Origin of the sequence: Arthrobacter sp. zg-Y895, from assembly GCF_020731025.1 — a bacterium.
Taxonomy (GTDB): Bacteria; Actinomycetota; Actinomycetes; order Actinomycetales; family Micrococcaceae; genus Arthrobacter_B.
Window position 1 is genome coordinate 601,033 of sequence record NZ_JAJFZY010000003.1, and the last position, 25,328, is coordinate 626,360.

General features: G+C 66.9%; 24 protein-coding genes. 8 read left to right on the top strand and 16 right to left on the bottom strand.

Annotation, left to right across the window (positions count from 1 at the left end):
• Positions 1-27: 27 nt before the first annotated feature.
• Complete coding sequence (locus LJ760_RS04565; RefSeq protein ID WP_227919837.1) at positions 28-414, bottom strand: hypothetical protein; 387 nt, start codon at positions 412-414, stop codon at positions 28-30.
• A 158-nt stretch (positions 415-572) separates the two neighbouring features.
• Between LJ760_RS04565 and LJ760_RS04570 the strand changes: the two genes are divergently transcribed.
• A complete protein-coding gene (locus LJ760_RS04570) occupies positions 573-1,301 on the top strand; it encodes a GAF and ANTAR domain-containing protein (RefSeq protein ID WP_227919840.1) in 729 nt (242 codons plus the stop codon).
• A gap of 23 nt (positions 1,302-1,324) precedes the next feature.
• On the opposite strand, the gene LJ760_RS04575 is transcribed toward LJ760_RS04570, so the two are convergent.
• Both LJ760_RS04575 and LJ760_RS04580 read right to left on the bottom strand, forming a co-directional pair.
• Positions 1,325-2,467, bottom strand: a complete 1,143-nt coding sequence (locus LJ760_RS04575; RefSeq protein WP_227919845.1) for a serine hydrolase domain-containing protein — start codon at positions 2,465-2,467, stop codon at positions 1,325-1,327.
• A gap of 95 nt (positions 2,468-2,562) precedes the next feature.
• Positions 2,563-3,129 carry a GNAT family N-acetyltransferase gene (locus LJ760_RS04580; RefSeq protein WP_227919850.1) on the bottom strand — a complete coding sequence of 189 codons (567 nt, stop codon included), beginning with the start codon at positions 3,127-3,129 and terminating at the stop codon, positions 2,563-2,565.
• 434 nt (positions 3,130-3,563) lie between these two features.
• Here LJ760_RS04580 and LJ760_RS04590 point away from each other — a divergent pair, with 434 nt between their 5' ends.
• A complete protein-coding gene (locus LJ760_RS04590) occupies positions 3,564-4,961 on the top strand; it encodes an MBL fold metallo-hydrolase (protein WP_227919858.1) in 1,398 nt (465 codons plus the stop codon).
• A gap of 43 nt (positions 4,962-5,004) precedes the next feature.
• Here the strand turns inward: LJ760_RS04590 and LJ760_RS04595 are convergent, their stop codons facing one another.
• A complete protein-coding gene (locus LJ760_RS04595; protein ID WP_227919859.1) occupies positions 5,005-5,262 on the bottom strand; it encodes a metal-sensitive transcriptional regulator in 258 nt (85 codons plus the stop codon).
• Positions 5,263-5,363: 101 nt separating this feature from the next.
• Between LJ760_RS04595 and LJ760_RS04600 the strand changes: the two genes are divergently transcribed.
• Positions 5,364-5,954 (top strand): rhodanese-like domain-containing protein, encoded by a 591-nt coding sequence (locus LJ760_RS04600; protein ID WP_227919860.1) that lies wholly within the window; start codon positions 5,364-5,366, stop codon positions 5,952-5,954.
• Between the two features lie 43 nt (positions 5,955-5,997).
• Positions 5,998-6,756, top strand: a complete 759-nt coding sequence (locus LJ760_RS04605) for a sulfite exporter TauE/SafE family protein (RefSeq protein WP_227919865.1) — start codon at positions 5,998-6,000, stop codon at positions 6,754-6,756.
• On the opposite strand, the gene LJ760_RS04610 is transcribed toward LJ760_RS04605, so the two are convergent.
• A complete protein-coding gene (locus tag LJ760_RS04610; protein ID WP_227919870.1) occupies positions 6,753-8,135 on the bottom strand; it encodes a DUF2254 domain-containing protein in 1,383 nt (460 codons plus the stop codon). The two genes, LJ760_RS04605 and LJ760_RS04610, sit on opposite strands and share 4 nt — an antisense overlap.
• Positions 8,136-8,347: 212 nt before the next feature.
• Here LJ760_RS04610 and LJ760_RS04615 point away from each other — a divergent pair, with 212 nt between their 5' ends.
• Positions 8,348-10,102 carry an MDR family MFS transporter gene (locus tag LJ760_RS04615; RefSeq protein ID WP_227919879.1) on the top strand — a complete coding sequence of 585 codons (1,755 nt, stop codon included), beginning with the start codon at positions 8,348-8,350 and terminating at the stop codon, positions 10,100-10,102.
• Between the two features lies 1 nt (position 10,103).
• Complete coding sequence (locus LJ760_RS17260; RefSeq protein WP_227919883.1) at positions 10,104-10,568, top strand: MarR family winged helix-turn-helix transcriptional regulator; 465 nt, start codon at positions 10,104-10,106, stop codon at positions 10,566-10,568.
• Here LJ760_RS17260 and LJ760_RS04625 read toward each other — a convergent pair.
• The 3 genes from LJ760_RS04625 to LJ760_RS04635 form a co-directional block, all read right to left on the bottom strand.
• The gene (locus LJ760_RS04625) at positions 10,552-12,177 is read right to left on the bottom strand and encodes an ATP-binding protein (RefSeq protein ID WP_227919887.1); all 1,626 of its coding nucleotides are present in this window, start codon (positions 12,175-12,177) and stop codon (positions 10,552-10,554) included. The genes LJ760_RS17260 and LJ760_RS04625 overlap by 17 nt on opposite strands.
• Positions 12,174-12,986 carry an alpha/beta fold hydrolase gene (locus LJ760_RS04630; RefSeq protein WP_227919891.1) on the bottom strand — a complete coding sequence of 271 codons (813 nt, stop codon included), beginning with the start codon at positions 12,984-12,986 and terminating at the stop codon, positions 12,174-12,176. Before LJ760_RS04630 ends, LJ760_RS04625 begins: the two co-directional genes overlap by 4 nt.
• Before the next feature lie 265 nt (positions 12,987-13,251).
• Positions 13,252-13,758, bottom strand: coding sequence for a MarR family winged helix-turn-helix transcriptional regulator (locus tag LJ760_RS04635; protein ID WP_227919896.1), 507 nt, complete (start codon positions 13,756-13,758; stop codon positions 13,252-13,254).
• A 93-nt stretch (positions 13,759-13,851) separates the two neighbouring features.
• On the opposite strand from LJ760_RS04635, the gene LJ760_RS04640 reads away from it, so the two are divergent.
• Positions 13,852-15,714 (top strand): ABC transporter ATP-binding protein, encoded by a 1,863-nt coding sequence (locus LJ760_RS04640; protein ID WP_227919902.1) that lies wholly within the window; start codon positions 13,852-13,854, stop codon positions 15,712-15,714.
• A gap of 28 nt (positions 15,715-15,742) precedes the next feature.
• On the opposite strand, the gene LJ760_RS04645 is transcribed toward LJ760_RS04640, so the two are convergent.
• The 3 genes from LJ760_RS04645 to LJ760_RS04655 all read right to left on the bottom strand — a co-directional run bounded on the left by LJ760_RS04645 (position 15,743) and on the right by LJ760_RS04655 (position 17,093).
• Entirely contained in the window at positions 15,743-16,108 is a 366-nt protein-coding gene (locus LJ760_RS04645; RefSeq protein WP_227919907.1) for a VOC family protein, read from the bottom strand.
• A 44-nt stretch (positions 16,109-16,152) separates the two neighbouring features.
• The gene (locus LJ760_RS04650; RefSeq protein WP_227919910.1) at positions 16,153-16,524 is read right to left on the bottom strand and encodes a VOC family protein; all 372 of its coding nucleotides are present in this window, start codon (positions 16,522-16,524) and stop codon (positions 16,153-16,155) included.
• Between the two features lie 113 nt (positions 16,525-16,637).
• A complete protein-coding gene (locus LJ760_RS04655; RefSeq protein WP_227919915.1) occupies positions 16,638-17,093 on the bottom strand; it encodes a MarR family winged helix-turn-helix transcriptional regulator in 456 nt (151 codons plus the stop codon).
• A 90-nt stretch (positions 17,094-17,183) separates the two neighbouring features.
• Here LJ760_RS04655 and LJ760_RS04660 point away from each other — a divergent pair, with 90 nt between their 5' ends.
• On the top strand, positions 17,184-18,425 hold the full coding sequence (locus tag LJ760_RS04660; RefSeq protein WP_227919917.1) for a multidrug effflux MFS transporter: 1,242 nt from the start codon (positions 17,184-17,186) through the stop codon (positions 18,423-18,425).
• Positions 18,426-18,520: 95 nt separating this feature from the next.
• Here the strand turns inward: LJ760_RS04660 and LJ760_RS04665 are convergent, their stop codons facing one another.
• The 5 genes from LJ760_RS04665 to LJ760_RS04685 all read right to left on the bottom strand — a co-directional run bounded on the left by LJ760_RS04665 (position 18,521) and on the right by LJ760_RS04685 (position 25,277).
• Positions 18,521-21,040, bottom strand: coding sequence for an MMPL family transporter (locus LJ760_RS04665; RefSeq protein ID WP_227919921.1), 2,520 nt, complete (start codon positions 21,038-21,040; stop codon positions 18,521-18,523).
• The gene (locus tag LJ760_RS04670) at positions 21,033-21,737 is read right to left on the bottom strand and encodes a TetR/AcrR family transcriptional regulator (protein ID WP_227919925.1); all 705 of its coding nucleotides are present in this window, start codon (positions 21,735-21,737) and stop codon (positions 21,033-21,035) included. Before LJ760_RS04670 ends, LJ760_RS04665 begins: the two co-directional genes overlap by 8 nt.
• Positions 21,738-21,854: 117 nt before the next feature.
• Positions 21,855-22,832 carry an aldo/keto reductase gene (locus tag LJ760_RS04675; RefSeq protein ID WP_227919929.1) on the bottom strand — a complete coding sequence of 326 codons (978 nt, stop codon included), beginning with the start codon at positions 22,830-22,832 and terminating at the stop codon, positions 21,855-21,857.
• A 32-nt stretch (positions 22,833-22,864) separates the two neighbouring features.
• The gene (locus LJ760_RS04680) at positions 22,865-23,749 is read right to left on the bottom strand and encodes a Rieske 2Fe-2S domain-containing protein (protein WP_227919931.1); all 885 of its coding nucleotides are present in this window, start codon (positions 23,747-23,749) and stop codon (positions 22,865-22,867) included.
• Between the two features lie 139 nt (positions 23,750-23,888).
• On the bottom strand, positions 23,889-25,277 hold the full coding sequence (locus LJ760_RS04685; RefSeq protein ID WP_308036318.1) for an FAD-binding oxidoreductase: 1,389 nt from the start codon (positions 25,275-25,277) through the stop codon (positions 23,889-23,891).
• Positions 25,278-25,328: the final 51 nt, after the last annotated feature.

Genomic DNA, 25,328 nt, shown 5'->3' on the forward strand with positions numbered 1-25,328 from the left:
GCCTGCCACTGTGTCAGGGTCAAGCACTTAGATGGCGCGGCTCCCAAACCCGGTAATCGCGGCGAACACCAGGAAGTAAATCAGCGTTTGGAAGATAGCCACGGTGATGGCGCACATAACCACGTTGACCCAGCCGAGCACCTTGCCCGCACTTGCAGGGACATTCAGCGCCTCGGCTTTCTGGGCGTAGTAAATGGCCATGGGACCGAGGACGAATCCAGCGACAAACAGGCCGAGCACACCGAAGAGCAGCGACTGGTTCTTGAAGCTCTCCCCCGCTGCACGCCCGCTGGGCCGCTGGGCAGACACCGGGTAGGACGGGAACTGCGTCTGCGTCTGGGGTCGGTCTTCCGTTTCCGTTGTCGACGGGTAGGGATACTGGCCATTCTGCGGGTCGGGGTGGGGCGTGGACACTGAAGCCTCGTTTCTGCGGTGCTGCGGAATTGCGTTTATCCTAGGGCTCTTCGGTCCCATCCGGAGCATAACGCCCTAAGCCGCAGGCCTTATTGTCGCCGGCCGCGCGCCGTCGTCCGCGGGCCATTCCCGAGCAGCCGCCCGGATAAGCTGTTGCAATGACAGCCCTTACTCGCGGAACCTCAGTTGCGGCGCAGCTGCAGCAACTCATTCTGGACAACCCGGGCATGGAGCTTTTTCTTGAAGCCTTCGCCGGACAAGCTGCTGAACTTTTCAGCGACCCGGACCAGCTGCTCTGCAGCATCACCCTGAAACGGGACAAACGCGCCCAGACGGTGGCCAGCAGCAGCACCGAGGCCAATCAGCTCGACGAACTCCAGTACGGGTACGGCGACGGGCCGTGCCTCTACGCGGCGGAGAGCGGAGAGCTGACGCTGGTGGCCGACACCCGCACCGGTTCACGCTGGATCGAGTATTTCGAGGCTATCCATGGCCTGGGCTGCTATTCCGTGCTCGCCGTACCCCTGCTCATTGGTGACGACGGCGGCGCGGCCCTCAACCTCTACGGCAAGAGCACCGGCATTTTCACCGATGACTTCGTGCATGCCGTTGAGGACTATGCAGCGGAAGCTGCCGTGACGCTGCAGGTTGCCGTTCAGATTGCGAACCACAAGGAGGTCAGCGACGATCTGCGTAAGGCCATGGAGTCCCGCACCGCCATCGACATTGCCGTCGGTATAGTTGCCGGACAGAACCGCTGCAGCCAGGAGGAAGCCTTTGGCATCCTCCGGCGGGCCTCCAGCCACCAGAACATCAAGCTCCGCGAGCTGGCTGAACGGCTGGTCGAATCGGTGACCGCCGCCAAGGTAGCAACCCACTTCGCGTAGGAAGCCCTCCTGGCCGCGGCCAACTAGGTAGCGGTGTTCCGAATACTCTCCCGCAGCTCCCCGAACGGCTCCCAGAAGAAATCGAAATGCTCCTGCGGGCTGCTCAGGAACCGCTGGGTGAACACAACGCCGATATCCCCGTTGGGAAAAACGGCGGCGCTGGTCCCGGATCCGCCGGCCCAGCCCCACATGCCCGGCTCGGACCAAGGCGCCCCACGCCCGGTCTGTACGGCGGTCATGAATCCCCAGGATTCGTCCGGGCCGGCCACTTCAGCCACGCCGACCTGCTGCGGGGAGGTCAACTGGTCCGCAGTGATTTCGTGCCGCAGCTCGGCCGGCAGTACCGTGTCATCCGCGAGCCCGGCGAGGAAGCGCACGAAGTCCGGCACGGTGGAAACCATCCCGCCGGCCAGGGACGCGAACTTCGGCGGTCCCGCAAGCGCATCCCGGTAGGACACCGCCTCGAACAACCCGCCGTCGTCGTTAACCGCGTACACCACCGGGAAATGTTCGGTGCCCGTCGGGAAGCCGGTGCCGGTCAGCCCGAACGGTTCGCTGATCCGCTCCTGCACCAGCTGGTCCAGGGGCGTGACAGTGGCTGCCGCGAGCAGGACCGAGAGCACGTCCGCGCTGGCGTGGTACATCCAGCGCTCCCCCGGCTGGTAGGCCAGCGGCAGGCTGCCGAGCCGGGTCAGGTACTCCTCGGGGGTCATGTCCGGCGGGTTGGGTCCCCAGAGGAAATCCTGGGTGGCCGCCACATAAGGGGTCGGATCGAAGTCGACGCCGAGGCCGGCGGTGAAGGTCAGCAGGTGGCGCACCGTGACGGGGCCGCGGGCCGGGACCGTCAGGGTCAAAGGGGCATCCGGCGTGGCCAGCACCCGCAGGTTTGCGAGCCCCGGCAGCCACCGTCCGGCCTCGTCATTCAATCCCAGCGCGCCGTCGGCCACCAGGCTCATGGCCAGGGCGCCGCCGAATAGTTTGCTCAGCGAGGAGATGCGGAACGGAGTGTCCTCGGCCATCGGCTCGGACTGGTCGAGTCCCAGCGAGCCGGTGGCGAAGATTTCGGTCTGCCCGTTGATCCGGACCCCTGCCACCAGTCCCGGGCACCAGCCCGATTGGACGGTCCCGGTCAGGGAATCCCAGAGGGGTGCGGCGATGCCTGGCATGCCTCAACTGTCCGCTTCCGCGGGGCGGGGAGTCAACGGATGGGGCCGCGGTTGCGTCGGAAAAGATGATTGCGAATGCGCCGTCCCGGCGCCGGCTACCCCTCGTGTCCCCTGACCGCTCCATAGATCAGCAGGTCCCGCCGCTGCCCGGAAATCTCCATGTAGCTGCGCAGTAGTCCTTCCTGCGCAAAACCCGCGAGTTCGGCCGAACGGATCGAGGCGGTGTTCCACGGCTCGATGTACGCCTCCACGCGGTGCAGCTCCGGAATAGTCCAGGCGAATTCCAGCAGTGCCCGCAGGGCGTTGGCAGCAAACCGGTGCCCCCGGGCGGTTGGCATGATGCCGTAGCCGGCCTGGGCACGGCCGTGCTGCAGCTCCCACCCCCAGAGTCCGATCTGCCCCACGCACCGATCGGTTTCGGCATCCGCGACGGCAAAGGAAAAGCCTGTTCCCGCGGCGTGCCGCTGCCGCTGCTGTTCCAGCCACTCCAAGGCCTGCCCATGGCTTGCCCGCGCCGGAAGGCTCCCCACCGTGGGGACGTACTTGTCCTGGGCCAGCTCCATGGCCATCCCGACGTCGGTGTCCCGGAACGCGCGCAGCCTCACGTTGGCATACTGCGGCTCGGCCGAAGGCCATGGGGGAATGCCGGTGGTGGTTTCCATGGCCACAGCCTGCCACAGCCGCACCTGCGGTGGCCGGAGGCTCGGCTTGCCCCCGCCGGTCCTGCTTACTTCCGGCCGAACAGTTTCCCGAGCCAGCCGCCGGACGGCTGGGCGCCGGCCGTAGCTTTTCCGGTGTCCGCTCCGCAGCTGCACCGGTCGGCCTTCGGCACCCCGCGCATCACCTGGTCAACGTGGTTTCCGCATCCGGCCCACGTGGTCTTGCCGCAGTTGCGGCACTTTACTGCTCGGCACATTTTGCTTGTTCCTTGGCTCGAATTCAACCGGACATTGCGTCCCTCCACCATCGTGGCAGATACCCCCTAGGGTATGCAAAAGCACGCCCCTCCGGTTTGCGAATATACCCCCCTAGGTATTACCGTCGAAGCAGGACGGATACCCCCGGGGGTGTCCAAAAACCCCGCAAAGGAGATTCCATGCTGCTCGAACGCATCTATGACGAGGACCTGGCCCAGGCAAGCTACTTCATCGGCTGCCAGCGCCAGGGCGAAGCCGTGGTGGTGGACGCCCGCCGCGACATCAACACCTACCTGGAGCTCGCCGCCGCCAACGGCATGCGCATTGTCGCGGTCACCGAGACACACATCCATGCCGATTACCTCTCCGGCACCCGCGAGCTCGCGGCCGCAACCGGCGCCGAAATGTACGTTTCCGGCGAGGGCGGCACGGACTGGCAGTACCGCTTCGAGGCAGCCCGCCTGCACGACGGCGACACGGTTCCCCTCGGCAACATCACCCTCCAGGCCCTGCACACCCCGGGCCACACGCCGGAACACCTTTCCTTCCTGGTCACCGACGGCGCCTTCAGCAGCGAACCCGGCTACCTGCTCTCCGGCGACTTCGTTTTTTCCGGAGACCTGGGCCGCCCCGACCTGCTGGATGAAGCCGCCGGCGGCGTGGACACCCGCTTCGAAGGCGCCCGGCAGATTTTCCGCAGCCTGCAGGAAAAGTTCCTGACCCTGCCCGACCACGTGCAGGTCTACCCCGGCCACGGCTCGGGCAGCGCCTGCGGCAAGGCGCTCGGCGCACTCCCCTCCACCACCGTGGGCTACGAACGCCTCTACGCGTGGTGGGGCAAATACCTTGCCGCCAATGACGAGCAGGGCTTCGTGGATGAGCTGCTCGACGGGCAGCCTGATGCGCACGCCTACTTCGGCAGGATGAAGCGCGAAAACCGGCAGGGTCCGGCCGTGATGGGCGAACGCGCCCCACTGCAGGAACTGTCCGCGGACGACGTCGCCCGCGGCCTGACGCAGGACACCCTCACCTTCGTGGACACCCGCTCGAACGGAGAGGTCCACAAGGGAACCGTGACCGGATCGGTGAATATCCCCGCCGGCACCAAAACCGCCAGCTTCGGAGCCTGGGCCGTGGACCCCGAAACCGACCACCGCCCGCTGGTGCTGCTCGCCGCCGATCAGGGCTCTGCACAGGAGATGTGGGACCACCTGGTCCGGGTCGGCATTGACCGGGTGGCCGGCTTCGCCACCACCATGGACGGCCTGCCGCAGACTCTGCCGCGCCTGATCCAGCCGGAGGAGCTGGAGGGCTTTGACGCAGCCCTGGTCCTTGATGTCCGCAACCGCACCGAGCACACCGCCGGACACATCCCCGGTTCGAAGCAGCTCAGCGCCGGCCGGGTGCTCTGGAACCTGGACCAGCTGCCGGACGAGGGCACCATCGTGACCTACTGCCAGAGCGGCGTGCGCAACTCCGTGGCCGCCAGCGCCCTGCGCCGGGCCGGGTACGACGTCGTCGAACTGGACGGCAGCTACGCCGGCTGGTCCGGCATGCAGGCCCGTATCAACAGCTGATTTCCGCTGGCAGGGGCGGCCGGCGAACCGCCGCCCCTGCCGCCTAGGCCAGGGAGAGGAAGAGCTTTTCCAGGTCCTTCTTGTCCATCGAGCCGTCATCGTTGAGCAGGCACTGCTCCAGGCCGGCCGCGATGATTGCGAATCCCGCCTTGTCCAGCGCCTTCGACACAGCTGCCAGCTGCGTGACGATGTCTTTGCAGTCCCGCCCCTCCTCGAGCATGCGGGTAACCGCGGTCAGCTGTCCCTGAGCCCGCTTCAGCCGGTTGATGACGGGTGCGAGTTCGTTGTTATCCAGCTGCATGGACTTCTCCTCCGGTGGTGATTTTCTTACCGGAAGTATACCCCCAGGGGTTTCGCTCCGGCGTTTCCCGCAGAACTACCTATCTACAGAAATGAGGGCCCATGGCCTCCTCCGCTTCCCCCGTAACCGAGCTCGACGCCGCCACCCTGCAGAACTGGATGGGCCGGTACGAAGACCTCGTGGTCCTCGACGTCCGTTCCGCCGCCGAGTTTGAAAGCATGCACATCCGGGGCTCCTACAACGTGCCGCTGCCGCTGCTGTCCGAGCACACCGATGAACTGGCCAAACGCCTGGGCGACCGCGTGGTGCTGGTCTGCCAGTCCGGCGTCCGCGCCGAACAGGCCCGCGGGCGCCTCGCCGGTGCGGCCGTCACCAACGCCCGGGTCCTCACCGGCGGTGTGCCCGCGTTCGCGGCGGCCGGCGGCGACGTCGTCCGCGGCGCACAGCGCTGGTCGCTGGAACGCCAGGTCCGCATGGCCGCAGGCTCCCTGGTGATCGCCGGCCTCGCCGGCGGCCGGTTCGTGTCCCCCAAGGTGCGGCTGCTGGCCGGGGGAATCGGCGCCGGGCTGACGTTCTCCGCTGCGACCAACACCTGCGCCATGGGCCAGGCCCTGTCGAAGATGCCCTGGAACAAGGCGGCGTCCGAACCCACGGCGCAGTCGGCCATCAGCCAGCTGCCCGCCGCCCGCTAACCCGCCTGCCCCACCGCCGCTCCCCTTTCCAAGGACACCATCCATGACCGTTACCCTCGCCGCGACCCTCCTGCTTTCCGTGCTGATCGGGCTCTCGCTCGGCCTGCTTGGCGGGGGCGGGTCCATCCTCACCGTCCCGATCCTGACCTACGTGGCCGGCATGAGCCCCCGGGAGGCCATCGCCTCGTCGCTCTTCGTGGTTGGCGTGACCTCGGCCTTCAGCGCCGTCGGGCACGCCCGCAAGGGTCGGGTGAAGTGGCGCACCGGGCTGCTCTTCGGCGCGGCGGGGATGGCAGGGGCGTTTGCAGGGGGCCTGCTTGGCGGGCGGATACCGGGAGTGGTGCTGATGGTCGCCTTCGCCCTGATGATGATCGCAACCTCGGTGGCGATGATCCGCGGACGCAGGGGCGGGTCCGCGGAATCGCATAGCAAGGAGCTTCCGGTGGGGAAGGTCATTGTCGAAGGCCTGGTGGTGGGGTTGGTGACCGGCCTGGTGGGCGCCGGCGGCGGCTTCCTGGTGGTCCCGGCGCTGGCCCTGCTGGGCGGGCTTTCCATGCCCGTGGCGGTGGGAACTTCGCTGGTGGTCATTTCCATGAAGTCCTTTGCAGGCCTCGCCGGCTACCTCACCACCGTGTCCCTGGACTGGGCGCTGGTGGGCGGTGTCACCGCTGCGGCGATTATCGGATCGCTCATCGGTGCCCGGCTGGTCGGGCGTATTCCGGAGGCCGCGCTGCGGCGGGGCTTCGGGTTCTTCGTGCTGGCCATGGGCGTTTTTGTCCTGGCCATGGAACTGCTGCCCTAAACCGAGCGGGTCTCCCCCGCCCGGTCCGCAAACGCGGACTCCAGGTCCCCCATCAGGGCCTCCTCCACCCGGCGGGCCATGTCGCGGACTTCCTGTCCGTCAGCCACCGCCAGGGTCCGCGAGGTGTTCTCGAGCACCAGCGAGGACTGCCGACGGATCTCCTCGCGCTGGTTCTCATTGACGGCAGTGGCCGCGCAGTCACGCAGCAGGCGCTGCACGGCGGTGAGCACAATCGGTTCGGAATCCGCGAAGCGGCGGACCGGCCCGCAGACCAGGTCCAAGAAGTACCGGTAGTCACGGCCCACAGTGACCAGGCGCAGCACCCCGTCGTTATCTTCCTGCCCTTCGGGGCCGAGCCGCCGGCGCGAGATGTCCACCAGCAGATCGGCACAGTAGCCCAGCGCGTGGGCGGCGGTGATCGGATCATTGATGCTTGGGGAAATGGCCTTGACCGCAATGTCGGTCAGCTGGCGCAGCCCCAGCGCGGCGTCCTGCTCAGGTGTCCGTTCATAGCCGATCTCCAGCGCACCCGCCAGGGACTCGCGCACGGCACCCAGCGGGACCGGGCCGCCGTCGTCGCTCCAGACCCGGGCCACCGGCGTGCCGATGGTGACGTGGTCGCCCGGCTGCACCTCCATCCGCATAGTCAGCCCGTGTTCGTGCAGCATCTGGACCAGGGGCTTCGCGTGCACTGCCTGCACGATGCCGCTGCGGCCGACGGGCACAGGAGTGCCGCCGTCGGGCCGGGGAAAGTCCTGCACCTCGCCGGTATCGGATGCGGGATAGGTTTCACGCAGCACCGCCAGGCAGCCCTGATGCGCGTTGAGCATCATGGTGTCCACCCGCAGTGACCGGGTGATGTGCCCGATGAACAGCAGCAGCACCACGCCGCTGGCAATCCCCAGCACGTAGACCAGGCCCACCACCAGCACCGGGACGGAGCGGTCCACCTCCATCCCGTAGAGGCCGGTGACGGACGCCATAAACGTTCCCATCAGCACGCCCAGGACGGTCTGGGTGCGGGCATCCCGAGCAAACTCGCGCAGCAGCCGGGGCGAAAACTGCTGTGAGGCCAGCTGCAGTGCCACCACGGTCAGGGAGAACGTCACGGTCGCTGCCGTCATCACGCTGGTGGCCACGGTCTGCAGCAGGCTGCTCGCGGCATCGACGCCGGCCGGCCAGATCCAGCGTGCCCACGCGACGTCGTCACCCGGGCGGACCTGCAACAGCAGCAGGGTCAGCAGCACCGCTGCAAGCGAGGCGCAGGTGGGCCAGAACCAGAGGGAGGCACGCAGTGCCTCCCGGGACACCCGGAAGCGCGGCTCCAGACCCGGGTGGCGCGGCGGGAAGGTGGACGAACCATGCACGGTATTGCTCATCGGTGCCCCTTGGAAAACGGAATCTCGGCCACCCTTCATTGTGCCCGGCTTCACCGCTGCGCGCTCCGACCCCACAGCCGGAAGACGACCTCATCACCTTTCCCCATGAGATCAGTCACCGAGGGGCGCATCTGGTCAGGGCAGCAAAAACCCCGGACGTACCGTTGATTTAAATCAACCTTTAACCGTCGTTCGGCTTTTTGGAGTACCCCATGTCCGTTTCCCCTGCCCCGCAGGGCGCCGCACCCGCAACCCGAGCCGAGGCGCGGGCTGAAGCAAAACGCAAGCACCGTGCCGTTCTCCAGGCCCTGACCGGCCTGCTGCTGGGCATGTTCGTCTCGATGCTGGCGAACACGGTGGTGAGCACCTCGCTGCCGGTGATCATCTCGGACCTCGACGGCGACCAGGCCGCCTTCACCTGGGTGGTCACCGCCACCCTGCTGGCCACCGCGGTGTCGACCCCGATCTGGGGCAAGCTCGCAGACCTGCTCAACCGCAAGGTCCTGGTCCAGCTGGCCCTGATCATCTTCATTGTCGCCAGCGCCGCGGCAGGTTTCGCGCACAACACCGACTGGCTGATCGCCATGCGCGTGGTGCAGGGCATCGGCGCCGGCGGTCTCGGCGCGCTGACCCAGATTGTCATGGCGGACATTGTCTCGCCGCGGGAACGCGGCCGGTACATGGGCCTGTTCGGCGCCGTGATGGCCCTGTCCACGGTGGGCGGTCCGCTGATCGGCGGCGTCATCACGGACACCGTCAACTGGCGGTGGAACTTCTACGTCGCGGTTCCGCTGGCTGCCGTCGCACTGGTGATGATCCAGAAGACCCTGCACCTGCCGCCGCTGAAGAAGCGGAAGGTGCAGATCGACTACGCCGGCATCGTGCTGCTTTCGGCATCCGTGTCCTGCCTGCTCATCTGGGTTTCCCTGGTCGGCACCGACTTCGGCTGGGCCAGTGCGGCCACCGCGTGGATGGTCGGCGGTTCGCTGCTGGGCCTGGCCGCGTTCGTGGCCGTGGAGCTGAAGGCCCCGGAGCCGCTGATCCCGCTGACCCTGTTCCGCAACCGGACCTTCACCTTCGCGGTGATCGGGTCCCTCGCCGTCGGCGTCGCCATGTTCGGCACCACCGTGTTCCTGTCCCAGTACATGCAGCTGGCCCGCGGCGCATCTGCGACCATGTCCGGATTGATGACCATCCCGATGATGGCCGGCCTGCTGATCATCTCCACGATTGTGGGCAGGATGATCACCAAGAGCGGCAAGTGGAAGGCCTACGTGGTGGTCGGGTCCGTGCTGCTGACGGCGGGCCTGGTCCTCATGGGCACCATCGAATATGACACGAACTTCGGGCTCGTCTCCCTGTACATGTTTCTGCTCGGCGCCGGCGTGGGCATGGTGATGCAGAACCTCGTGCTCGTGGTGCAGAACGACGTTTCCACCCGGGATCTCGGCGTCGCCAGCTCCAGCATCAACTTCTTCCGTACTATCGGCGGCACCGTCGGTGTGTCCGCGCTGGGCGCGGTGCTGGCCACCCAGGTGACCGACCGGCTGGCCGAGAAGCAGGGCGAACTGACGGCCGCCATAGGCGCGCTGGGCGAGGAGGGCAAGGCGGTCGCCGCATCGCTGGCCTCCGGCAGCATCCCGGATGTGAATTCCCTGCCCGAATCCGTGCGTCTCATTGTGGAATCGGTGTACGGCTCCTCGGTGGCGCACATCTTCATGATCGCCGCTCCGCTGGGCGTCCTGACCCTGCTGGCTGTGCTCTTCCTGCCGAACCTGCCGCTGGGCAGCCTGACCCGGCACGAGAAGATGCAGGCAGAAGAAGCTGCTGCGGCGTCCGGGAAGGACTCCGGGAAGGATTCCGGGACTACTGCAGAGACGGTAGCTGCCGTGTCCGAAGAGGCCGCCGGGCAGGATCCGGACGTTTCTGCGGGGAAGGATGTTCCGGCCGGAAAGAACAACGCATAGGGTGACGACGTCGGCAGCCGGGGACGCTGACAGCATCACCTTCGAGTCCGCCGTCCTGGAAGTGGAACGCGAGTTTTCCATGATGCTTGCCGCCGCGCGGGGGACGTTCAAGGATGCCGCCGCGGCGGTCCATCCGGGCCTGCAGCCGCTGGGGTTCACGGTGCTGATGACCCTGTACCGCGGCGGGGAATGTCCGCAGGGGAGCGTGGCCGAGGCGCTTCAGGTGGACAAGGCCCTGCTCAGCCGGACGGTGTCCCAGCTGGAAACCCTGGGCCTGGTGGTCCGCCGGGCGAACCCTGCCGACGGGCGGGTCCAGCTGCTGAATCTGACTCCGGAAGGTCGGGTCCGCTACGAGAACGCCCACTCTGCGAAGCGGGCCCTCCTGCGGGACCGGCTCGGGAGCTGGACTTCCTCCGAGCTGCAGAACCTTACCGACCTGTTGAAGAAGCTCAACGAGCGGAACTGATTCCGGCAGCGGTTTCCGCCGCCAGGGGCAGGGACACCGTGAACTCGCTTCCCTGCCCCGGACTGCTGACGAAGCTCAGCTTTCCTCCGTGCGATTCCACAATGTTCTTGGTGATCACCAGGCCCAGGCCGACCCCGGGCACAGCCGAGGCAACAGCGCGGCGGGACCGGAAGAACTTGGTAAAGACCTTTTCCTGTTCGGCCTCGCTCATTCCGATCCCGGTATCTGCCACGGAAAGGCGGACCGCGTGCTCGTCCTGGCAGAGGCGGATTGTCACTGTTCCCCCGTCCGGCGAGTACTTCACGGCGTTGGACAGCAGGTTATCGACCACCTGTGCCAGTCGCTGCGGATCCGCATCAGCAGTCAGCGAGACCGGAATCTCCGACACCAGGTCCACCCGTCCCGCAGCAGCCTTCGGGGATACCGACACCACGCCTGCCCGCACGATTTCGGCCAGATTCACCGGTCGGCGGTCCATTTTGGTGGCACCGGACGCTACGGACAGCAGATCGGACACCAGCGCCAACAGCCGTTCCGAGTTGCGCAGCGCAACATTCAGCGCCGAGGTCACCACCGGGGACAGTCCCTCCTCGTCCAGTGCGAGGTCAAGGTAACCCATGATCGAAGTCAGCGGGGTCCGCAGTTCGTGGGACACACTCGCCACGAATTCCTCCTGGGCCGCGACGGCATGGACCAACCGGCTGACGTCGCTGTAGACGATCACCGATCCGGAAACCACTCCTTCCGCCCTGATGGGCCGGGCGGAGACATTGAGGGCCAGCTGGTTTCCACGGTCCAAGGACCCGAACCATACCAACCGGTTCGAGAAGGACTCACCCGCGACGGCCCGCCTCACCGGACTCTCGACATCGGACAGGGGCGTGACGCGGTCCGGACCGAAAATCGGCCGGTCCCCGCCCGTGGCGATGTCCCCTTGGACCCTGTTCCAGGCGGACTGGAGGTGGGCGTTTGTCAGCATGGTCCGGCCCTGCGCATCCACCACAAGCAGGCCGACGTCGATCGTGTTGAGCACCGTTTCCAGTAAGGCTTCGCGCTCCCTGCTCTTCGCCAGGTTCGCCTGCAGGACGAGGTCTTTCTCCTCCAGTGCCTTCTGTTTTTCCCGGGTTTCTTCTTCCGCTGCGGCCCGCGCTGCTTCAGCCGCCTCGGCTTTGCGCAGGGCAGCCACCAGCTCCCGCTCGTAGAGCCTGCGTTCGGAGGCGTTAAAGACGGCGATCCGGTCCACGCCGGCGCCGTCTCGGGCGTCTTTTTCCTCCGTGCGCACGCCGGAGAGGAGAACCGGAATCAGGTCGCCGTCTGCGGACACCAGCTCCGCCGCCATCTCGTTGAAGCATCCCGCCACGGCCAGCTGCGGTACGGCGTAGGAGGTGAAGACCACCTGGTCGGCCAACGGCATCAGGTCAATGATGTTGCCTCCGAGCAACCCCTCCCGGGAATGCCCGGTCCAGGAGGCCAGCGTCTGGTTGGCATCCAGGATCCTACCGTCCGTGGTGAGGACGAGGTACCCGGAAGCCGCCGCATGGAAGTGCTCCTCGTACACGCCGTCGCCGGCCTGCGGACCATCCGCCGCTGCGCTGGTCGCGCCGGTCATGCCTGAACCGTCGGCAGGTACTGGAGGATGGCCTCGGCCGTCTCTCGGGGGTTGATGATGTGCGGCATGTTGCCGCGCGTTTCCAGTTCCACAAGCGTGCTGCCGGGGAGATGCTGGTGCAGGTACAACGACGCCGCTTCCGGGGTCAGCGGGTCGGCCCGCGGCTGCAGGACCAGGGCCGGAACGGATACCTGGGGCAGCAGGTGCCGGATGTCCGTGGCGAAGCTCATTCGCAGGAAGTCCCGCACGTACTCCGGATGCAACCGGCACAGCCGGTCCGCCAGCATGTCATTGACCTCCGGGCCTGCATCCGCTCCCGCTATGCCCGCGCTCATCGTCCTCGCCCAGAGGGGGTAGTTGGCCTCCACCGCATCAATAACATTCTGGATGTCACCGGGGGCGAATCCACCCGAATAACCCTCGTCGTTGAGGTAGCAGGGCGACGTGCAGAGCAGGATGAGGCATGCAATCCGAGGGCTGCGCACCGAGGCGGCCAGTGCCATGGTGCCGGCTATGCTGTGCCCCACGATGGTGGCGTCCTGGAGCTCCAAGGCATCCAGGACCTCGGTCAGGTCGCCCAGATAACCTTCCAGATCAGCGTATTTTGCTGCGTTGTAAGCCTCCGGATCGGCCGCCCCGGTTCCGACATGGTCAAACAGCACCACTTTGTAGGTGTCCGTAAACGCCGGCAGGATCGGGTCCCAGATCACCTGGTCGCAGCCAAAGCCCTGCACCAGCAGCAGCACAGGGCCATCTGGACGTCCAAGCACCCGGACGTTGTTGCGCTGGATTACTGCCTGCGCATTCATCCTCGGGCGGATTCTTCCGGGGGCGGCGAGGAACTGAGTGCGGGCCGTGCCGGGGCTGCGACACCAGCCCGGGCGAGGGGCTTACCGCTCGTTTTACACATGAAGTAGAGACCTTATATATCGAGACTTTGTTCAATCACCAGCAAATTGCTGCCAAGGAAGGCACGCAGCAACGCGTGGAATTCCCCGTTCGAAATCTAACAGAACGACCCCCACAGGAGAAAATCAGGTTGCTTAGCTTTCCATCGTGTTTGCGTGCCGGGAATTATCCATCCCTACTCCCGCCAAGCTCGCCCAGGATCCGAGCCAACTCCGCCCGGTCCCCCGGCTCCAGAACGGAAAAGAACTCGTCCGCCTCGCGCTTCCGGTCTGCCAGCACCGTTTCCCGCAGCCGCTCCCCTGCCTGGCTCAGCGTCAGCAGGGTAGCCCGACGGTCGGTCGGATGTGCCCGGCGCTCCACCAGGCCTTTTTCGGTCAACTGGTCCACCACCTCCGTGGCCGAGCGCGGGGCAATGCGCAGCCGCTCCGCCAGTTCCTTCAGCCGCAGCCCGGGCTCACAGCCGACCCCGGCCGTGTCCCGTGCGCCCCCATGCGCCCCGCCGTGCGCCCCGCCCCCGTGCCCCGCTGCCCGTGCCACCGCGCTCAGCGCGCGGAACTGGTGCGGCGTCAGGTCGTACGGGGCCAGCTGCTGCATCCAGCGCTTCCGCAGTCCGCGAAACGCCGTATGCATCAGTTCCCCCAGGGCCGCCGGATCGGCAGAAGCATCAGTCATGAAAACAGTCTACCCATTTCGCGGTAACCACATAATGAGGTAACCTCTGCATTAGCTGCCGAATCGCATCTCCCGGCAGCGACAGGAGGAACCATGGCTATTCCCGAAGCGGCCCCCGAAGGCCCCGGAAGCGGCAGAGGACCAGGCGGCGGCCGCGGCCCCGCCAAGCTGAATCCCGCCGACCAAAAGCAACTGAACCGGCATCCGGTTCACCTGCGGCGCATCGCCGCACTATTCGCCCCGCACAAGGGTGCCATCGCCGTCGTCGTCCTGCTGATCACCGCCTCGTCGGTGGTCGGCCTGGCACAGCCGTTCCTGGTCCGCGCGGTGATTGATGACGCACTGCCGCATGGCAACACCCGGCTGCTGCTGTTCCTGACCGCTTCCATGGTGGGCGTGGCCGCCCTGACCGCCGCCATCGGCGTCGTACAGACCTGGATGGCCACCAGCATGGGCCAGCGCGTTATGCATACCCTGCGCGTGAATCTTTTCACCCATCTGCAGGCCCAGTCGCTCGGCTTCTTCACCCGCACCCGCGGCGGGGAGGTGCAGTCCCGGCTCACGCACGATATCTCCGGCATGCAGTCCGTGGTCACCACCACCGCCACGGGCGTGGCCTCCAACCTCACGACGGCGGTCGCCACCGCCGTCGCGATGGTGGCGCTCTCCCCCGGGCTGAGCCTGATCTCGCTGGTGGTGCTCCCGCCGGCTATCTGGCTCTCCCGCCGGGTGGCGATGATCCGCCGCGACGTCACCGACGAACGCCAGCGCGAGCTCGCCGCCCTGCACACCCAGGTCGAAGAGGGCCTCTCGGTCTCGGGCGTCCGGCTGGCCAAAACGCTGGGCACCGTTCCGCGCGACGCCGACCGGTTCCGCGCCCGCTCCGAAACCCTGGTGGGACTGGAGCTGCGCAGCCAGCTCGCCGGGCGCTGGCGAATGGCCACCATGCAGATTGTCTTCGCCGCCATTCCGGCCGTCATCTACCTCGCCGCCGGCTTCCCCGCCACCAGCGGCGGCATGACCATCGGCACCCTGGTGGCGTTCACCGGACTGCAGGCCGGCATCTTCCGGCCGGTCATGGGCCTGCTGAACATCGGTGTGCAGTGGGTGACCGCGCTGGCCTTCTTCAGCCGGATCTTCGAGTACCTGGACCTCGAGCCGCAGATCCGCCCGGCGAAAAACCCGGTCCGGCTGGACCCGGCAACCGTGCGCGGCGACGTGCGGTTCGAGGACGTGCACTTTGCGTACGACGACGGCACCGAAGTCCTGCACGGCATCGACCTGACGCTGCCCGCCGGGACCGCCGCCGCCGTCGTCGGCCCCACCGGCTCCGGCAAGAGCACCCTGGCATCCCTGCTGCCGCGCCTCAATGACACCGGCTCGGGCCGCGTCACCATCGACGGCGTGGACGTGCGCGATCTGGCCCCCGAGGACCTCGCCCGGATTGTCGGCGTCGTGTCGCAGGAGACCTACCTGATCCACGCCTCCATCCGCGAAAACCTGCTGCTGGCCGATCCGGACGCCAGTGACGACCAGCTCTGGTCCGCGCTTGCCGCCGCGCAGATGGCCGACACCGTCGGCGCCCTGCCGGACGGTCTGGACACCCTGGTGGGTGCGCGCGGCCACCGATTCTCCGGCGGGGAGCAGCAGCGGCTCGCCATTGCCCGCACCATCCTGCGCAATCCGCCGGTGCTGGTCCTGGACGAGGCCACCTCGGCGCTGGACAACACCACCGAGGCGCAGGTTCAGCTGGCCCTGGAGCGGCTGTCCGCCGGGCGCACCACGCTGACCATCGCGCACCGGCTCTCCACCGTGGAGAACGCGGATCAGGTGGTGGTGCTCGACGCCGGCCGGGTCATCGAGGCGGGCACTCCGGCCGAGCTGCGGGCCGCCGAGGGCGCGTTCGCCCGGCTTGCCGCGCACACTGCCACACTGGAGGACAACCTCAGCCGCTAATCTGCGCGGCGCCGGCTGCCCCGGCCGGCTAGGCCTGGCAGAGGCAGAAGGGGTGACCTGCCGGATCCAGGAACACGCGGAAGGTCCTTCCCCGCTGGTGCTCATGTTTGGTTGCTCCAAGCGCGAGGACCGCCGCTTCCCCTTCGTCCAGATCGTCCACATCGACATCGATATGCATCTGCTGAGGAACATCCTGGCCCGGCCAGACCGGCGGAGTGTATTTTTCCACCCGCTGGAAAGCGAAGCGCTGGCCGGTGACGTCGGAGATTTCGGTCCAGTCGCCGTCGTGCCCGTCCAGGTCCACCTTCCAGTCCAGGAGGGCGCCGTAGAAGATGGCGAGTGCCTCGGGGTCCGGGCAGTCGATAACTGTGCTGGGTACTCGTGCAATAGCCATGGCTGGAACCTTAGAGCACCCTGCCGCCGGCTGTCACGGGAATTTCAGTCATCCTGCCAGCCGACGCAGAGGCAGAACGGATGGCCGGCCGGGTCAAGGAACACCCGGAAAGTATCCCCCGGCTGGTACTCGTGCTTGGTGGCGCCGAGGGCGAGCACGGCGGCTTCCGCCTCATCCAGGTCGTCCACATCGACGTCGATATGCATCTGCTGGGGAACGTCCTGGCCGGGCCAGGCCGGGGGTGTGTAGTTTTCCACCCGCTGGAAGGCGAAGCGCTGGCCGGTGACGTCGGTGATGTCCGCCCAGCCGTCGTCGTCCACACCCACCTTCCAGTCCAGCAGCGCGCCGTAGAAGGTGGCGAGTGCCTCGGGATCCGGGCAGTCGATAACTGTATTGGGAACGCGTGCGATAGCCATGGCGGGAAGCTTAGGTCCCCATCCCGCCGGCTGTCACGGGAATTCCGGCCGCCGGTTTACATTTCTGCAGCCGGTTTAAACCGGCTGCAACTGCACACAGTGGCAGCAGACGTTCAGCCCCGGGACTGCATGGCGCGGTTCAAGGCAACCAGCGCCTCCGACGCCGCCGCCAGCGCTTCCCGCTGTTCGACAGTCAGCCGCTCGATGCCGGCACGGATAGGGCCCGCCCAGGCGTGGGCAATGACCTCGTTCTGCGCCCGTGCCTCCTCGGTGGGCAACAGGAGGCTGACGCGCCGGTCCGTCGGACTGCCCGACCGCGTCACCAGCCCGCGCTCCGCCAGCGTTCGCACGGCGGCGCTGGCATTGCTCTGCTTGAGCCCCATCAGCCGGGCAAGTTCCGTGACCGTCAGGCCCGGGTTGTCCAGCACATGCTTGAGCACGGCCAGCTCAGTGTTGGGCAGCGGTTCGATCCCGGTGATCTCGGGCGCCTTCCGGTGGATGTTCCAGGAAAGATCGCGCAGCAGGTCCGCAATTTCGCGCGTTGCCGCCGGCGCGCCGTCGTTCGTCATGCCAACGATCCTAGCGCATATCTTAGAATATATATGTCTACATATGCTATGCTCGCTCGGCACTTATACGGTTTTAGAAGAAGGTTTTTCATGACGAGCACCACGCTCCCCGCACCGCCCTCCAAGCGGCCCAACGCCGGCATGCTGACGGGCATCTTGGCCCTGCTCACCGCAGTGGCCCCGCTGTCCATCGACATGTACCTGCCGGCCTTCCCGCACATGGCGCATGACCTGAACACCAGCGCCACCGGCATCCAACTCACCATGACGGCGTTCCTGGTGGGCCTGGCCCTCGGTCAGCTGGTCATCGGCCCGCTCTCCGACGGCGTCGGCCGCCGCAAGCCGCTGCTGATCGGCTCCTTCGTTGCCTTGCTGGCGACCGTGCTCTGCGCCGTTGCACCGAACGTTGAAATCCTGGCCACCGCCCGCTTCCTGCAGGGCCTTGGCGGCGCCGCCGGCATTGTGCTGGCGCGTGCCATTGTCTCCGACACCTCCCGCGGCGCAGCAGCCGCCAAGCTGCTGGGTGTGCTGACCATGATCAGCGTCATTGCCCCCGTGATCGGCCCGCTGGCCGGCGGCGGCATCATCGCTGCCGGCGGCTGGCGGATGGTGTTCTGGGTCCTCGCGGTCCTGGTCCTGCTGATGTTCCTGGGCGCACTGTTCGGCGTGAAGGAAACCCTGCCCGAGGCAGACCGCAACCGCGGCGGCCTCAAGACCACCTTCCGCGTGGCGGGTGAAGTGCTCCGCAACCGCAACTACACCGGTTACCTGCTGACCTTCTGCTTCTCCTTCGCCGGACTCTTTGCGTACATCGCCGCCTCCCCGTTCGTCATCCAGAACATCCTGGGCATGTCCGAGACCCGGTTCTCCCTCGTGTTCGCCATGAACGCCGTGGCCATCACCATCGTCAGTGCCGTAGCTGCCGCCCTTGCGGGCAAGGCACCGTACCGCCTGATGATCGCCATTGGCCTGTCCGTCGCCGTCCTGGCGGCCGCCGGCATGCTCATTTCGGTATCCAACGGCACCCCGACGGTCCCCACCCTGGTGCTGTTCGCCGTCTTCCAGGGTTCCCTGGGCCTGATCTTCGGCAACGCCACAGCGCTGGCCCTCGAAGAGGCCGGGCACCACGCCGGCACCGGTTCCGCTTTCCTGGGCTCGCTGCAGTTCCTGCTGGCAGCCCTCGTGTCCCCGCTGGTTGGCCTGTGGGGCGAAGAGACCGGCGTGCCGATGGGTGTCGCCATGCTCGGCTTCCTGGTCCTGGCCGCCGCGTCCTTCCTGCTGCTCACGCGTGCGTCTGTGGAAGCTCCGGCCGAAGAAGCCGCCGCCGTCTAGGCACGCTCTTCCCGGAACACAATTCCCGGAACAAAAAGGTGCCGCCCTTCCCGAAGGAAGGGCGGCACCTTTTTGTTCCCAGGGAACGGGCGGAACTAGCTCCGGACCGGTTCCTCCACCTCTGAGTGCTTCTCATCGACGTGCGGATGGCGGCGTTCCAGGGAAGCGCCCTCGACGTCGACGTCCGGCAGGATCTTGTCCAGCCACTTCGGCAGCCACCAGGCCTTGTCGCCGGCAAGGTGCATCAGGGCCGGGATCAGCAGCATCCGCACCACGAAGGCGTCAACGAGGACGCCGAAGGCCAGGGCAAAGCCGATCGGCCGGATCATCGTGCTGTGCGAGAAGATGAAGCCGCCGAACACGGACGCCATGATGATGGCTGCCGCGGCAACCACCGAGCGGCCGGCGCGGAAGCCCTGGGCCACGGCCAGGCGTGCAGGTGCTCCGTGAACGAAGGCCTCCCGCATGCCGGAGCCGAGGAAGAGCATGTAGTCCATGGCCAGGCCGAAGAGGATGCCCGCCAGGATGGTCGGCAGGAAGCTCAGGATCGGGCCGGGGGTTTCCACCCCGAAGATCCCGGACAGCCAGCCCCACTGGTAGATGGCCACCACGCCGCCGAGGGCGGCGAAGTAGGACAGGATGAACCCGAGCGTGGCGATCACCGGAACGAAGATGGACCGGAACACCAGGATCAGGATCAGCAGGGACAGTCCCACCACTACGCCGAGGTAGAGCGGCAGGGCGGAACCCAGCTTCTCGGAAATGTCGATGTTGCCGCTGGCAGAGCCGGCGACGCCGATCTCGTAGTCGCCGTTTTCGCCCTCAATCGGGGACATGCCGCGCAGCGAGTTCACGAGGTTCTCCGTGGATTCGCTCGTGGGGCCTTCTTCCGGAATGACCTGGAAGGCAGCCACGCTCCGGTCTTCGGAGGTACCGATGGGGGCTACTGCCGCCACGTCGTCCTGGTCGAAGATGGCGGTGGCGATCTCGTTCTGGGCCACCAGCGCTCCTTCTTCGCTGGGCTCGCCGGGCAGCTCCGCTACGAGCAGCAGCGGGCCGTTCTGCCCCTCGCCGAACTTCTCGGAGACGGCCGCATAGGCCCGGTACTGGGTGGTGTCGTGCGCTTCGGCGGAACCGTCGGGCAGGTTCAGCCGCAGGTCCATGGACGGCACCGCCAGCAGCAGCAGTGCGGCGATGGAGCCGATAACCGTCACCACTGCACGGCCGGAGGACATGGGCTTGGCCGCCGCGAGCTGCGGGCGGCCCTCCTTGGACTCGGCGCCGTCGGCAGGAGCGATGGCCGCGCGTTCCTTGCGGCTGAGGATGCGCATGCCCACGAGCTTCAGCAGGGCCGGGGTCAGCGTGACGGCAACCAGTACGGCGATGGCCACACACGCCGCGCCCACGGTACCCATGAGGCCCAGGAACGGAATGCCCGTGACATTCAAGGCGAGCAGTGCAATGAAGACGGTTGCACCGGCGAACACCACGGCGTTGCCCGAGGTGCCGTTGGCCAGCGCAATGGATTCCTGCAGGGTGAGGCCGGTCTTGAGCTGCCGGCGGTGCCGGTTGACGATGAACAGGGCGTAGTCGATACCCACTGCCAGGCCAAGCATCAGGCCCAGCACGGGGGTCACGGACGCCATTTCGACGACGCCGGAGAAGGCCAGCGCGCCCAGGGCACCGATGCCGACGCCGATCAGGGCGGTCAGCAGCGGCAGGCCGGCGCCGATCAGGGTCCCCAGCATCACAAACAGGACAACTCCTGCGATGACGAGTCCAACAACTTCGCCGATGCCGAAGAGTGCAGGAGCCGCGGCGGAGATTTCAGCGGAGAAATCCACCTTTACGCCGTCAATGGGTTCGTCCTCAAAGGCAGCGACCAGGTCATCCTTGGTTTCCTGCAGGATTTCCATCTGTGACTCCGTGAAGGTCACGTTCAGGATGGCGGCGCTGCCGTCCTCGGAAACCATACGGATCTCCTTGGCCATTTCCAGCAGGGCTGCGCCCTCTTCGGCCTGCACGGCTCCGGCTTCCAGCTCTTCGCTGCCGGCGTCCAGTTCCGCGCGCTTGGCATCCAGCTCGGCCTGCTGCGCGTCCAGTGCGGCCATCATTTCGGCGGGGGTGCCGGCTGCTTCGGCCTGCTGCCGTGCGGCGTCGAGCTGGGCCTGCCCGGCCTCCAGCTGGGCGCGGCCGTCCTCGATCTGGGCGCGGCCCGCCTCAACCTGCGCCAGGCCTGCCTCGAGCTCCTGCCCCTGCTTGGCACGGTCCGCCTCGGTGGCGAACGGATCGATGACGTTTTCCACGCCGTCGATCTCGGCTGCCTTGTTGACCAGTGCGGTGATTTCCTGCTGCTGGGCCTCGGTGAAGCGGGAGCCGTCCTCCGTCTGGACCATCACGGAGCCGGAGCCGCCCGATGCCTGCGGAAGCTTTTCCTGCAGGCGTTCGGTGACCTGGGTGGTGGGCGTGTTGGGAATGGAGAACGCGGTGGTGAGGGTACCGCTGAAGAGCGTGAAGGCCACGCCGGCCACCACGAGCACTGCGAACCACGCCGCCAGCACGGTGCGCGCACGGCGGGCTGCCGCTGCTCCGAGGCGGTAGAGGAATTCAGCCATTGAGAGTCTGTCCTTTAGAGGGATGGTTGGAGGAAACTACGGAACTAGGGCAGGGTTGGCCGGCTTGGCCGGCCGGTCCGGCGGCATGGCCGGTACGGACGGTTTCAAGGAGCTGGTCCAGCATCCGCGCCCAGCTACGCCGGGACTGCGGGGTGTCGACGGCGCCGGTGGCGCAATGCCAGTGGTGGTAGAGCACCCCAAGCCCGCTGGTCAGGGCGCCCACCAGAAGGTGCACGCTGAGTTTGTCGGCCTCGGGGTGGCGGCTGAGCATCACGGCTGACAGCCGTTCGCTGAGTTCGGTGAAGGCCCGCAGGGCCATGGGATGTGCCGTCACTGCCGGCCCGCCGTCGCCGAGCACGCGGTTCAGGTAGGCCATGGGCGCCACCAGGTCCGCGTTGCGGAAGGCCTCGGCAATTTCATCCAGCACGGCCGGGCCGTCGGACGCCGGGACGGCGGTCAGGCTGGCGACGGCGGCGCTGAGTACATCGCTGCAGACCTCCGAGACAATGTCGTTGATGGAGGCAAAGTGGTTGAACACCGTGCGGCGGGAAACGTCTGCGCGCTGCGCCAACTCGTCCACGGTGAAATCCGTGGCCTGGCGCTCGTCCATCAGCGCGGCCGCGGCAGCCACAATGTCCTGCCGGTGGCGGCTTTTCAGCGCTTTGCGGCGGTCTTCAACCGGGAGGGTGGTCAGCACGTTTCTACACTACGTGCATCATTGCACTCGGTGCAAACGATTCCGGAAGGCGTCAATACCCGAGCAGGTCCGCGCGGACCTGGCGGCAGTGGGCGGGGCCTGACGCGATCCGGCGGGTCAGTACCGGGCGCCCTCCGGCTGCGGTGCGTCATTGAGCAATGCCAGGTCCTCGCCACTGAGCACCAGGTCCCCGGCACCCACGTTTTCGCGCAGGTATTTGGGGGTCTTGGTGCCGGGAATCGGAATTACCCGCCGGCCCTGGGCCACCGTCCACGCCAGCGCCACCTGGGCGGGCGTCGCCCCCACCCGTGCCGCGACGTCGTGCACCCGTTGCACAATGGCGAGGTTTGCCTTGATGTTCTCCTGCTGGAAGCGCGGAAGCCTGCGGCGCATGTCATCAGCGGGCAGGTCGTCGAAGGAGGTGAAGCGGCCGGTGAGGAAACCGCGGCCCAGCGGCGAGAAGGGCAGGAACGCCATACCCTGTTCCTCGCAGTAGGGCACGACGTCGGCCAGCCGGTCCCGGGTCCAGAGCGAGAGTTCGGACTGCACGGCGGTCACCGGATGCACCGTCTGCGCCAGCCGGATCTGTTCCACGCTGGCCTCGGACAGGCCGATGGCCCGGGCCTTGCCGTCACGGACCACCTGGGCCATGGCGCCCCAGGATTCCTCCAGCGGCACCTGCGGATCCACCCGGTGCAGGATGTATAAGTCCACGTGATCGGTGCCGAGCCGGCGCAGGCTCGCATCGATGGATGCGCGGATGTGCTCGGGGCGGCCGTCCTTCTTCAGCCCGGGCATGGTTCCGGCGGCCGGGGCCTCGTTGCTGACCTCCAGCCCTACCTTGGTAGACAGCGCCACCCGCTCCCGGTAGCCGTCCTTCAACGCCCGGCCCACGAGTTCCTCATTGGTGTAGGGGCCGTACACGTCGGCGGTGTCAATCAGGGTGGTCCCGAGTTCGATCGCTCCGCGAATTACCGAGATGGAGGTTTCGTCGTCACGTTCCGCCTTCATGTCGTAGGCGTAGCTCATGCCCATGCAGCCCAGGCCGATGACGCCGACCTCTGGACCATTGGTTCCCAGTGAAGTTGTGCGCATTGCAGGCTCCTTGCGTAGTGCAGCGGACAGGTTTAAGGCTTAACGCTCACTTCCAGCAGGCCGTCCCGGATCCGGGTGGAAAAAGCCGGCTGCGGGGAGGTAGCCGGTCCGTGCACCACTTCGCCCGACTGCACGGAGAACGTGCTGCCGTGCCAGGGACAAACAATGCACAGCTCGTTTTTCACTTGGCGGAGCTCACCCTCGTGCAGGGGTCCGCCGAGATGGCTGCACGTGCCCGCCAGGACGGAAACCGCACCGTCCGCGGCGCCGTCGGTCCGTTTAAGCACCATGAGGTTGACCGATCCGAGCCGGGCCGGCTGCGGAACCCCGGAAGCGAACGAAGCCGCAGGCCCCAGCGAGTGCCAGCCTGCCGGCACCTTCTCCGCGAAGTCCTCATTGCGGTTGACTCCGGCACCCTGGCGGTAGGACAGGTGTCCGCCCAGGAAGCCGCCGGCACCGGTGACCGCAAGGCCGGTGAAGGCCAGGACCCGGCCCAGTCCCGTCCGGCCCCGTCCCCGCACCACCCAGGAGGCGGAATAGAGGCCGACGGCGAGTGCGTTGGCGGCCTGGTGCACAATTCCGGTGCGCTGCTGTTCGGTATCCAGCTGGGAGAAGTCCGTGACACCTGCGAGCGCCGTGGGACCAGCCGCTGCTACCCCCACGCCTATCAGGGTCCGGACGGCCCGCTCGTTACCGGGCAGCACGTCCAGCACGGCAGCGGAAACCCAGGCTCCCAGCGGCACCACGATCATCAGGGGGTGCAGGGGATGTCCCAAGGGGACGCCGTGCAGGACGTCCCGCACGGCAGGCCAGGGCAGCACCGACTTCACGGTCCTCGCCACCCATCCGGCTGCAGGGTCCAGCCAGCCCGCGTTTTCCAGTTTGTCGGCAACAGTAACTAGGGGCAGTCGGCGCATGGCCTCTCCTCATGGGGATAAACAGCTGGTGGACTGCACAGGGTAGGCCCCGCCCGGGGCATGCACCACCGAAACCGCGGTACCGCGCCGCTCCCGGGGCACTGTTGCGCCGACCCCCGGCCGCGGGGGCCAACCCGGCCTAGAGCGCCTTGCCCGGGTTGAGGATACCCAGCGGGTCCAGGGCGGTGCGGATGGTGTGCATGACCTCCAGGGATACCCCGCCCAGCTCCTCCTCCAGCCAGTCCCGCTTGAGCAGCCCGATGCCGTGTTCGCCGGTGAGGGTGCCGCCCAGCCGGTGGGCAAGGTGGAACATCTCCCCCAGGGCCGCTTTCGCCGGACCGGTGGTCACCGAATCCTCCGGATCCAGCACGATCATGGGATGCAGGTTCCCGTCCGAGGCATGCGCGATGGTGAAGATGCGGACCCCGGTGCGCGCGGAGATTTCTTCGAGCCCAGTCACCACCTCCGCCAACCGTCCCCGGGGAACGCCGATATCGCCGATCGACACCCGGCCCAGCTTCTCCAGTGAGGGGATAGCTTCCCGGCGCGCAGTGATCAGCGCGGCGGCGTGCTCGTCGTCGACGGCCCTTTCGCAGCTGCCCAGCGTCGTCAGGACGTCCATCACCACGTCCTGCTCAAGGAACGCACCGTACCCGTCCGTCTGCACCAGCAGGAACGCTCCGCCCTTTGAGCGGTAATCCGTTCCCATGGCCATATCCACCGCCTCCAGCGTTTGTCCGTCCATCAGCTCCATCACGGACGGCTGGATCCGGGCGGCTACGACGGCGGACGCGGCCTGGGCAGCGGCGGTGACATCCGGGAAGAATGCAGCCACTGTGGCGGTATGCACCGGTAGCGGGCGCAGCCGCAGCGTGGCTTCGACCACCACACCCAGGGTCCCCTCCGAACCGATCATCAGGGCGTTGAGGTCATAGCCGCTGACACCCTTGATGGTTTCGCGGCCGGTCCGCAGTTCCCGTCCGTCCGCCAGGATCACGCGCAGGGCCAGCACCGATTCCCGGGTGACGCCGTACTTGGCGCAGCGCATGCCACCTGCGTTCGTGGCAATGTTGCCGCCGATGCTGCAGATGGCGGTGCTCGCCGGATCCGGTGCATAGAAGAGCCCGTATTCCGCGGCGGCCGCATTGAGGTCCGCGTTGAGGACTCCGGGCTCCACCACGGCCAGCTGCTCCACGGGGTCGATGCGCAGGATCCGGTTCATGCCCGAAACATCGAGCACCAGTTCGCCGGCACGGGAGGACGACGCCGCGGCCAGCCCGGTGCCGGCTCCCCGCGGAACCACGGGTATGCGGTGTTGAGTGGCCAACTGGAGGGTGGCGACGACGTCGTCCGCGGTGCGGGCGAACACCACGCCGTCCGGCAGCGATTCCGGAACGAAGCCGGACCTGTCCGTGCTCACCCGCTGCCGGTCCGCTTCCAGGAAGGAGACGGAGGGGAAACCGCTTAGGACGGTGCTGCCGGAACCGGCAGCGTTAGCGGGAACCGGGTTGAGGGAGTGCGTGCTCACGGGATTTCTCCTTGTAGTTCTTGTAATTCGGTGAGGTGGTTCGGGCAGGGA

Coding starts and splice junctions, on each gene's coding strand:
- LJ760_RS04605 (WP_227919865.1), top strand. CDS start 5,998: ATGACCGTTACCCTCGCCGCGACCCTCCTGCTTTCCGTGCTGATCGGG.
- LJ760_RS04680 (WP_227919931.1), bottom strand. CDS start 23,749: ATGCGCCGACTGCCCCTAGTTACTGTTGCCGACAAACTGGAAAACGCG.
- LJ760_RS04610 (WP_227919870.1), bottom strand. CDS start 8,135: ATGAGCAATACCGTGCATGGTTCGTCCACCTTCCCGCCGCGCCACCCG.
- LJ760_RS04625 (WP_227919887.1), bottom strand. CDS start 12,177: ATGACCGGCGCGACCAGCGCAGCGGCGGATGGTCCGCAGGCCGGCGAC.
- LJ760_RS04615 (WP_227919879.1), top strand. CDS start 8,348: ATGTCCGTTTCCCCTGCCCCGCAGGGCGCCGCACCCGCAACCCGAGCC.
- LJ760_RS04595 (WP_227919859.1), bottom strand. CDS start 5,262: ATGCAGCTGGATAACAACGAACTCGCACCCGTCATCAACCGGCTGAAG.
- LJ760_RS04660 (WP_227919917.1), top strand. CDS start 17,184: ATGACGAGCACCACGCTCCCCGCACCGCCCTCCAAGCGGCCCAACGCC.
- LJ760_RS04590 (WP_227919858.1), top strand. CDS start 3,564: ATGCTGCTCGAACGCATCTATGACGAGGACCTGGCCCAGGCAAGCTAC.
- LJ760_RS04655 (WP_227919915.1), bottom strand. CDS start 17,093: ATGACGAACGACGGCGCGCCGGCGGCAACGCGCGAAATTGCGGACCTG.
- LJ760_RS04675 (WP_227919929.1), bottom strand. CDS start 22,832: ATGCGCACAACTTCACTGGGAACCAATGGTCCAGAGGTCGGCGTCATC.
- LJ760_RS04630 (WP_227919891.1), bottom strand. CDS start 12,986: ATGAATGCGCAGGCAGTAATCCAGCGCAACAACGTCCGGGTGCTTGGA.
- LJ760_RS04600 (WP_227919860.1), top strand. CDS start 5,364: ATGGCCTCCTCCGCTTCCCCCGTAACCGAGCTCGACGCCGCCACCCTG.
- LJ760_RS04645 (WP_227919907.1), bottom strand. CDS start 16,108: ATGGCTATTGCACGAGTACCCAGCACAGTTATCGACTGCCCGGACCCC.
- LJ760_RS04650 (WP_227919910.1), bottom strand. CDS start 16,524: ATGGCTATCGCACGCGTTCCCAATACAGTTATCGACTGCCCGGATCCC.
- LJ760_RS04575 (WP_227919845.1), bottom strand. CDS start 2,467: ATGCCAGGCATCGCCGCACCCCTCTGGGATTCCCTGACCGGGACCGTC.
- LJ760_RS04640 (WP_227919902.1), top strand. CDS start 13,852: ATGGCTATTCCCGAAGCGGCCCCCGAAGGCCCCGGAAGCGGCAGAGGA.
- LJ760_RS04665 (WP_227919921.1), bottom strand. CDS start 21,040: ATGGCTGAATTCCTCTACCGCCTCGGAGCAGCGGCAGCCCGCCGTGCG.
- LJ760_RS04635 (WP_227919896.1), bottom strand. CDS start 13,758: ATGACTGATGCTTCTGCCGATCCGGCGGCCCTGGGGGAACTGATGCAT.
- LJ760_RS04570 (WP_227919840.1), top strand. CDS start 573: ATGACAGCCCTTACTCGCGGAACCTCAGTTGCGGCGCAGCTGCAGCAA.
- LJ760_RS04580 (WP_227919850.1), bottom strand. CDS start 3,129: ATGGAAACCACCACCGGCATTCCCCCATGGCCTTCGGCCGAGCCGCAG.